Origin of the sequence: Pseudomonas sp. G1002 (assembly GCF_013385455.1) — a bacterium.
In the GTDB taxonomy this organism is placed as follows: Bacteria; Pseudomonadota; Gammaproteobacteria; order Pseudomonadales; family Pseudomonadaceae; genus Aquipseudomonas.
The window spans coordinates 104,364-111,870 of the sequence record NZ_JACAPY010000025.1 but is presented as its reverse complement, the minus strand read 5'-3'; the positions used below and the strand labels follow the sequence as shown (position 1 = coordinate 111,870).

Genomic DNA, 7,507 nt, shown 5'->3' with positions numbered 1-7,507 from the left:
AAGAGCGGAACCAATATCAGCCATCACCCAAATAACGGATATGTACCCAGCCCCCAGCCCCCAGCAGCCCAACACATTGGCGTATCCTTACCCCTCCACCCCAAGGCCCGATTAAAAAATGCTGGTGATATCCAACAACGTGCACCTCCCCGACGCCGAGATCGAACTGACAGCCATCCGCGCCCAGGGCGCTGGCGGTCAAAACGTCAACAAGGTCTCCAGCGCCGTGCACCTGCGTTTCGACATCCCGGCCTCGTCCCTGCCTGACTTCTACAAGGAACGCCTGCTGGCCCTGCGCGACACCCGCATCACCAGCGAAGGCGTACTGATCCTCAAGGCCCAGCAATACCGCACCCAGGAACAAAACCGCGCCGACGCCCTCGAGCGCCTGGTGGAACTGATCCTCAGCGCCACCAAGGTCGAAAAGAAACGCCGCCCCACCAAACCCACCCTGGGCTCAAAGAAGCGCCGCCTCGAATCCAAGACCAAACGCGGCAGCATCAAGGCCGGCCGCGGCAAGGTGGACTTCTAACTCGCCTGACGTTCTTCGCGATACTTCGGCGCCTGCCGATACAAATACAGGCTCAACAGCAACCCGCCAAACGCCGCGATCGCCGCAAACAGGAAGATCGAGGCAAACCCGAACCCCGCCGCAATCGCCCCGGCCAACGGCCCGGTGATCCCCAACGACAAATCGATAAACAGCGAATACGCCCCCACCGCCGCACCCCGGCTCGAGGCGGGCACCAGGTTGACCGCCTCCACACCCAAGGCCGGAAACACCAGGGAAAAGCCAAACCCGCTCAACGCCGCACCCGCCAACGCCAAATGAGGATCCGGCGCCAGCCACAGCAGCAGCAGCCCCAGCGTCTCCACCGACAAACAGGCAATCGCTACGCGAAACCCGCCAATGCGGTTGATCAAATTGCCGAACAACAACCGCGCCCCGATAAAGCTGGCACCGAACAGGCTCAGGCACAGCACCGCGTTATCCCAATGCTGGGTCGCGTAATACAAGGTGATGAAGGTGGCGATGGTGCCAAACCCGATCGAGCCCAGCGCCAGCCCGCAGCCGTGAGGCAACACGCGCCCCAGCACATGCATGAACGGCAGGCGCTCGCCCACCACGATCGGCGCGGCGACTTTCGGCCAGGCCAGCAGCAGGCCCAGCACCGCCAGCAGGATGATGCTGACGCCCATGCTCCACAGCCCGAAATGACTGACCAGCAACACCCCCAGCGGTGCGCCGATGGCCAGGGCGCCGTAGCTGGCGATGCCGTTCCAGGAGATGACCTTGGCGGTATTCGCCGCGCCCACCCGGCCAATGCCCCAGCCGATGGAACCCGAGCCCACCAGGCTTTCAGCGCTGCCCAGCACCAGGCGGCCAATCAGCAGGCTGGTGAGGCTCAGCGCCGGCAGGTGTGACAGCCACGCCGAGAGCAACATGAACACGCCGCTCAACCCGCAACCGGCCAGGCCGTACATGACGGCGCGCTTGCTGCCGCGATTATCGATGATGCGTCCGGCATAGGGCCGGCTCAGCAGAGTCGCCAGGTATTGCACGCTGATCACAAGGCCCGCGATCACGGCGCCAAAGCCCAGGTCGCTGTGCACATAGCCAGGCAACACGGCCAGGGGAATGCCGATATTCAGGTAGCCGATGAAGGTGAACAAAACGATGGAAACGACTTGCAGCGTGACCGCCATGGGGCGCTGGGTATCTGGCATGGGGAGAGGTCCACTGTCGCAGCAGGAAAAGATAGGCTGCTTATGATACCGATGCTGGGCGCGTGCGGGGGCAGCAAAGCAAACTTTTAGCGATCGGCGGGGTTGAGCAGTTGCGTGGTTACCAACGCGGCGAGGGCGTTTTCCTGGGTGCCGAAGCGCTTGAGCAGGAGGGCCTGTTTTTCCGGGGTGAGGCGGTTCCATACGTCGACCATGTGCAAGGCAGTGTCGAGCAGGGCGGTATCGGGGGTGGTGTCGGTCATGGCGGGGCTCACGGTGTTCAGGCGGTGTGGAAAGCGCGCAATGTCACGCTTTCCACACGGTCTGGGTACGGCTCTCAGTCTTCGCTCTTGCGGTCGACCGGTTTTGCCTCTTTGGGCTCGGGCTTGGTGGCACCGGCCTGTTGCGGGGTTGGCTGCTCAGTTTCGTGCAGGCTTGGGAAGGGGAGATTAGGGATTTCGTGCATCGTCGTCGCTCCTCGCAAGATCTGTTTTATCAATCGCAGGTGATTCCGCGCGTTCAAAAAGCCTGTGCAGGATACAGCACTGTAAATGACAGAAAGATTTTATCTCAGAAAATGAACGCGTCTTCATCCCGCCGCGCAAGTGACGTGGCGCCACAGGGGTGTCGATTGTCATCGTACAACATCGCCTTCAACGGATTGACATCGTGCTGCTGACTGAATATAACGCTAACAGTTGTATGACGACATATGACGTTACAGTTTTATAGCGCCCGTAATACGGATGCGCTCGGTCGCAGAACGTACGCCTCAAATCTAAAAATAATTAAGGTGAAGCGATGAAAATCAAAGGCATCCGTTGGTGGATGGTCGGGCTGATGACGGTCGGCCTGATTATTAACTACCTGGCCCGCAACACGCTCTCAGTCGCAGCCCCCACGCTGATGACCGACCTGAGCATCTCCACTGAGCAGTATTCCCACATCGTTGTTGCCTGGCAGGTGTGCTACGCCTTGATGCAGCCGATCGCCGGTTATGTGATCGATGCGATCGGTACCAAGATGGGCTTTGCCATCTTCGCCATCTCCTGGTCGGTAGTCTGTGCCCTGGCGGCATTCGCCACCGGTTGGCAGAGCCTGGCAGTGGCCCGTGGCGCACTGGGGCTGACGGAGTCGGCGGGCTTCCCCGGCGGCGTCAAGGCGATTACCGAGTGGTTCCCGGCCAAGGAGCGCTCCGTCGCCATCGGCTGGTTCAACTTTGGTTCGTCGTTTGGTGCGTTGCTGGCGCCGCCACTGGTGGTCTGGGCGATTTTGCACAGCGGCTGGCAGTTGGCATTCCTGATCGTTGGCGGCATCGGCCTGGTGTGGAGCGGGCTGTGGCTGCTGCTGTACAAGCACCCGCGTGACCAGCGCCTGCTGGCCCAGGCCGAGCGTGAGTACATCGAGGCCGGCCAGGAAACCCACCTCAAGGAAGGCGTGCAGAAGAAAGCCAGCTGGAAGCGCATCCTCAAGAGCCGCAACTTTTTCGCCATCGCCTCGGCGCGGATGCTCTCGGAGCCGGCCTGGCAGACGTTCAATGCCTGGATTCCGTTGTACCTGATGACCGAGCGGCACATGAACATCAAGGAAATGGCGCTGTTCGCCTGGCTGCCGTTCCTGGCCGCCGACATTGGCTGTGTGCTGGGTGGCTACCTGAGCCCGTTGTTCCACCGCTACTTCAAGGTCTCGCTGTTCACCTCGCGCAAGCTGGTGATGCTGTTCGGTTGCCTGTGCATGATCGGCCCGGCGTGCATCGGCCTGGTGGACAGTGCCTACACCGCGATTGCCCTGCTGTGTGTCGGCGGTTTCGCCCACCAGACCTTGTCGGGTGCACTGTTTTCCATCGCCTCGGACTCATTCGGCAAGAATGACGTGGCCACCGCCACCGGTGGCGGGCAGATGTGCGGGTTTATCGGGGCTGCGGCATTTACTGCGGTGTTCGGCGTGCTGGTGACCAAGGTCGGCTACAGCCCGCTGTTTGTGGTGCTGGCGATTTTCGACATCATTGCGGCCATCGTGATCCTGATGGTGGCCCGGGAGATCGTCAAAGATCCGGAGCCAGCCACCCAAACCGGTCACGGCGGCACATTGCTGCCGGTTTAACCCTGGCGTTCCATCGCCGCCTTGTAGAGCGAGTTCTTCGGCTGGGCAAACACCCGGGCCAGCATCGGCTCGAAGAAGCTCAGCGGCAGGGTGTCGTAGGCCGGGTCGAACGCCGCCGCGTCGTACTGCGCGCAGAACTCGATGGTTTGCCGGTACTGCGGGTGGTCGCCAAATTGCTCGCGCAGGTGGCGGTCCATCCCCAGGTGGTGGAAGAAGTAGTAGCCCTGGAAGATCCCGTGCTTCTCCACCATCCACAGATTCTCGGCGCTTACGAACGGCTTGAGGATCGCGGCGGCGATGTCCGGGTGGTTGTAGGAACCGAGGGTGTCGCCGATGTCGTGGAGCAGGGCGCACACCACGTACTCTTCATCCCGGCCATCGTGCCAGGCGCGGCTGGCGGTTTGCAGCGAGTGGGTCAGGCGGTCCACCGGGAAGCCGCCGAAGTCGCCCTCCAGCAGCCGTAGATGCGCCAGGATCCGGCTTGGCAATTGCCGGGCGTAAGCACTGAAATCCTTGGCGATGATCGCCCAGTCTTCCTGGGTACCATCCTGCATATGGGTGAAACGGGCCTGCTGGTTCATCAAAGCCTCTCTTATTGTTCTTCAAGCGTGGGGCTAGAACGGCACCTTGCCCAGAATCATGTCGCGGTACATCACGAAATCCCCCAACAGGCTGTACAGCGGATGCTGGAAGGTCGCCGGGCGATTCTTTTCAAAGAAGAAATGGCCGATCCAGGCAAAGCTGTAGCCGGCTACCGGCAGCGCCAGCAGCAGCCACCACGCACCTTTGCCGATCGCCAACGCGAGAATGAAGATAACGAGGCTGGTGCCGATAAAGTGCAGGCGACGGCACGTACTGTTGCCGTGTTCGCTCAGGTAATACGGGTAGAAATCGGCAAAGCTGTTGAATTGCCTGGCATTTTCCACAGTGGTCGGCCCTCTGGTTATTGTTCTGCCCGACAGATGTTCGGCGGGGAGCTTATTTGAGTCTAGAGTCATCAGTGGTAACAGCCAGTGACAATAGATGCCACTTTAGTATCCTTCGGATTCCTGGCTGTCGTTTCAGCCTTCCTTGTTAAGAAAACGCCATGAGCGAACGAACGACTTCTGCAAGCTGGGCGATGGGGATAGTCAAGGCGCTGGAAATGGACGGCCTGGATTGCCGTGCCTTGTTCAAGCAGCTTGGCCTGGATTACGCCGCGCTGAATGACCCGGATGCACGCTTCCCCCAGGACTCCATGACCCGGCTCTGGCAGCGCGCGGTCGAGCTGTCGGGCAACCCGGCGATTGGCTTGAACATGGGCAAGGTGGTGCGCCCGGCGTCGTTTCATGTGGCCGGCTACGCCTTGATGTCCAGCAATACCCTGGCCGAAGGTTTTATGCGGCTGGTGCGTTACCAGCGAATCATTGCTGAAAGTGCCGACCTGAGTTTCCGCCTGTTGCCCGAAGGTTATGCGCTGATTCTGACGGTGCACGGCGACCACCTGCCGCCTACCCGGCAAAGTGCCGAAGCGTCCCTGGCCAGTGCCCTGGCGTTATGCGGCTGGCTGACCGGGCGCACGTTGCAACCGCGCAAGGTGCTGGTGCAGGGCGATCAGCCAGCGGACCTGGCGCCCTACAAACAAGCCTTCCATGCACCGCTGGTGTTCAACGCGCCCTATGACGCGCTGATCTTCGAACGGGCCGATATGGAGGCGCCGTTGCCCACGGCGAACGAGGCGATGGCGTTGTTGCACGATCGTTTTGCCGGGGAGTACCTGGCGCGGTTTTCCGAGAGCCGGGTGACCCACAAGGCGCGGCAGGTGCTATGCCGATTGCTGCCCCAGGGCGAGCCCAAGCGTGAAGTGGTTGCGCAGACGTTGCACCTGTCCCAGCGCACCTTGCAGCGCCGCTTGCAGGAGGAGGGCACGAGTTTCCAGACCTTGCTCGACGACACCCGCCGCGAACTGGCCGAGCAATACCTGGCGCAGCCGAGCATGACCCTGCTGGAAATTGCCTACCTGTTGGGGTTTGCCGACCCGAGCAACTTCTTTCGTGCGTTCCGCCGCTGGTTCGATGCCACGCCCGGCGAGTACCGGGCGCGGTTGCATGAGCTGCCTGTCAGTGACGCCAAAACGCCGGAATGCACAGCACAAACACCGTAATGATCTCCAGCCGGCCCAGCAGCATGCCGAATGACAGGATCCACTTGGCAGCGTCCGGGAGGGTGGAGAAGTTACCGGCCGGGCCGATGGTTTCCCCCAGGCCCGGGCCCACGCCGGACACGGTACTGGCGGCGCCGGTCAGTGCGGTCATCCAGTCCAGGCCCAGCAGTGACAGGGCCAGGGCAATGGCGCAGATGGTGATGGCGAAGAAAAACGAAAAGGTCAGGATCGAACGCACGATTTCTTCATCGAGGCGATGACCGTTGTACTTCTGCTTGATCACCGCCCGTGGGTGAATCAGCTGGTTCAAGTTGGCCTTGAGCAGGATGTAGGCGACCTGGAAACGGAAGATCTTGATCCCGCCAGCCGTGGAGCCGGAGCAACCGCCCACAAAGCCCAGGTAGAAGAACAGCATCAGCGAGAAATTGCCCCAGATGCTGTAGTCCCCCAGCGCAAAACCTGTGGTAGTGACTACCGAAGTGACGTTTACCGCCACGTGGCGCAGCGCCTCCAGCCAATGCAGATTGGTGGTCCACCAATACCAGGTGCCGAGCACCAGCCAGGTCACCACCAGCAAACCAAGCATGCCCTGCACCTGCTGATCCTTGATCAGTGCCCGGCGGTTGCCACGCATCGTGGCCACATACAGGGTGAACGGCAGGCTGCCCATGATCATCACCACCACGGCCACCCAGTGCACCGCCGGCTGTTTCCAGTGGGCCAGGGATTCGTCGGAAGTGGAAAACCCGCCGGTGGAAATTGCCGACATCGCATGGTTGATCGCATCGAACAGCCCCATCCCGGCCCACCAGAACGCCAGGCTGCCGAGGATGGTGATGCCCACGTACGCCGCCACGATCAGGCGCGCCACCATGTGCGAGCGGGGCATGACCTTTTCCGAGCGGTCGGAGGATTCGGTCTGGAACAGGCGCATGCCACCGATGCGCAGCAGCGGCAGGATCGCCACCGCCATGCCGATAAAGCCGATGCCGCCGAGCCAGTGCAGCAGCGAGCGCCAGATGAGGATGCCCGGGGACATGGTGTCCAGGCCGCTGAGCACCGTGGAACCGGTGGCGGTGATGCCGGACATGCTTTCGAAGAACGAGTCGGTGTAGCTGATGTGCTGGGTCAGCAGGAACGGCAGTGCGGCGAAGATGCACACCACCAGCCAGCTGGAGACGGTGAGCAGGTACATGTCCCGCGGGCGCAGGTGCACATGTTCCGGGCGGCCGGGGATGACCAGTGCCAGGCCCGCGATAAAGGTAATCAGGCTGGCCCAGAGGAACGACGGCAGGTCGCTGGTGCGTTCAAAAAACACCAGGGTCGCCATGGGGATGACCATGGCGATCGCCAGGGTGATCAGGAAGATGCCGATAATGAAACCGATTATCCGTAAGGTCGGCAACGCCATGAGGTCCGCTCGGGGTGACAGGAAAGGCGCCATTCTACCTGCGGTGCAGGGCAAGTAAACCGGGGGGGCGTTGGAGACGTGGCAGATCAAGTGTGGGAGCGGGCTTGCTCGCGAAAGCGGTGTAT

The 7,507-nt window shown here is 61.4% G+C and carries 9 protein-coding genes; 3 read left to right on the top strand and 6 right to left on the bottom strand.

What is annotated here, in order from left to right:
- Positions 1–118 precede the first annotated feature (118 nt).
- Positions 119–532, top strand: coding sequence for an alternative ribosome rescue aminoacyl-tRNA hydrolase ArfB (gene arfB, locus HX801_RS13800; protein WP_003212972.1), 414 nt, complete (start codon positions 119–121; stop codon positions 530–532).
- Here arfB and HX801_RS13795 read toward each other — a convergent pair.
- From HX801_RS13795 to HX801_RS32030, 3 genes are all read right to left on the bottom strand, one after another.
- A complete protein-coding gene (locus tag HX801_RS13795; RefSeq protein ID WP_003212974.1) occupies positions 529–1,728 on the bottom strand; it encodes an MFS transporter in 1,200 nt (399 codons plus the stop codon). The genes arfB and HX801_RS13795 overlap by 4 nt on opposite strands.
- A gap of 86 nt (positions 1,729–1,814) precedes the next feature.
- Positions 1,815–1,988, bottom strand: a complete 174-nt coding sequence (locus HX801_RS13790) for a hypothetical protein (protein ID WP_008430977.1) — start codon at positions 1,986–1,988, stop codon at positions 1,815–1,817.
- 74 nt (positions 1,989–2,062) lie between these two features.
- A complete protein-coding gene (locus HX801_RS32030; RefSeq protein WP_003212978.1) occupies positions 2,063–2,191 on the bottom strand; it encodes a hypothetical protein in 129 nt (42 codons plus the stop codon).
- 362 nt (positions 2,192–2,553) lie between these two features.
- Here HX801_RS32030 and HX801_RS13785 point away from each other — a divergent pair, with 362 nt between their 5' ends.
- Positions 2,554–3,828 (top strand): MFS transporter, encoded by a 1,275-nt coding sequence (locus HX801_RS13785; protein WP_052024259.1) that lies wholly within the window; start codon positions 2,554–2,556, stop codon positions 3,826–3,828.
- Here HX801_RS13785 and HX801_RS13780 read toward each other — a convergent pair.
- Positions 3,825–4,409 carry an HD domain-containing protein gene (locus HX801_RS13780; protein WP_003212982.1) on the bottom strand — a complete coding sequence of 195 codons (585 nt, stop codon included), beginning with the start codon at positions 4,407–4,409 and terminating at the stop codon, positions 3,825–3,827. The two genes, HX801_RS13785 and HX801_RS13780, sit on opposite strands and share 4 nt — an antisense overlap.
- A gap of 33 nt (positions 4,410–4,442) precedes the next feature.
- Positions 4,443–4,754, bottom strand: coding sequence for a DUF962 domain-containing protein (locus tag HX801_RS13775; protein ID WP_003212984.1), 312 nt, complete (start codon positions 4,752–4,754; stop codon positions 4,443–4,445).
- 161 nt (positions 4,755–4,915) lie between these two features.
- Between HX801_RS13775 and HX801_RS13770 the strand changes: the two genes are divergently transcribed.
- Positions 4,916–5,971: an AraC family transcriptional regulator gene (locus HX801_RS13770; protein WP_003212986.1), complete on the top strand. Its 1,056-nt coding sequence runs from the start codon at positions 4,916–4,918 to the stop codon at positions 5,969–5,971.
- Here the strand turns inward: HX801_RS13770 and HX801_RS13765 are convergent.
- Positions 5,928–7,382 (bottom strand): TrkH family potassium uptake protein, encoded by a 1,455-nt coding sequence (locus HX801_RS13765; protein ID WP_177022247.1) that lies wholly within the window; start codon positions 7,380–7,382, stop codon positions 5,928–5,930. The genes HX801_RS13770 and HX801_RS13765 overlap by 44 nt on opposite strands.
- Positions 7,383–7,507 lie beyond the last annotated feature (125 nt).

Coding starts and splice junctions, on each gene's coding strand:
- arfB (WP_003212972.1), top strand. CDS start 119: ATGCTGGTGATATCCAACAACGTGCACCTCCCCGACGCCGAGATCGAA.
- HX801_RS13795 (WP_003212974.1), bottom strand. CDS start 1,728: ATGCCAGATACCCAGCGCCCCATGGCGGTCACGCTGCAAGTCGTTTCC.
- HX801_RS13790 (WP_008430977.1), bottom strand. CDS start 1,988: ATGACCGACACCACCCCCGATACCGCCCTGCTCGACACTGCCTTGCAC.
- HX801_RS32030 (WP_003212978.1), bottom strand. CDS start 2,191: ATGCACGAAATCCCTAATCTCCCCTTCCCAAGCCTGCACGAAACTGAG.
- HX801_RS13785 (WP_052024259.1), top strand. CDS start 2,554: ATGGTCGGGCTGATGACGGTCGGCCTGATTATTAACTACCTGGCCCGC.
- HX801_RS13780 (WP_003212982.1), bottom strand. CDS start 4,409: ATGAACCAGCAGGCCCGTTTCACCCATATGCAGGATGGTACCCAGGAA.
- HX801_RS13770 (WP_003212986.1), top strand. CDS start 4,916: ATGAGCGAACGAACGACTTCTGCAAGCTGGGCGATGGGGATAGTCAAG.
- HX801_RS13765 (WP_177022247.1), bottom strand. CDS start 7,382: ATGGCGTTGCCGACCTTACGGATAATCGGTTTCATTATCGGCATCTTC.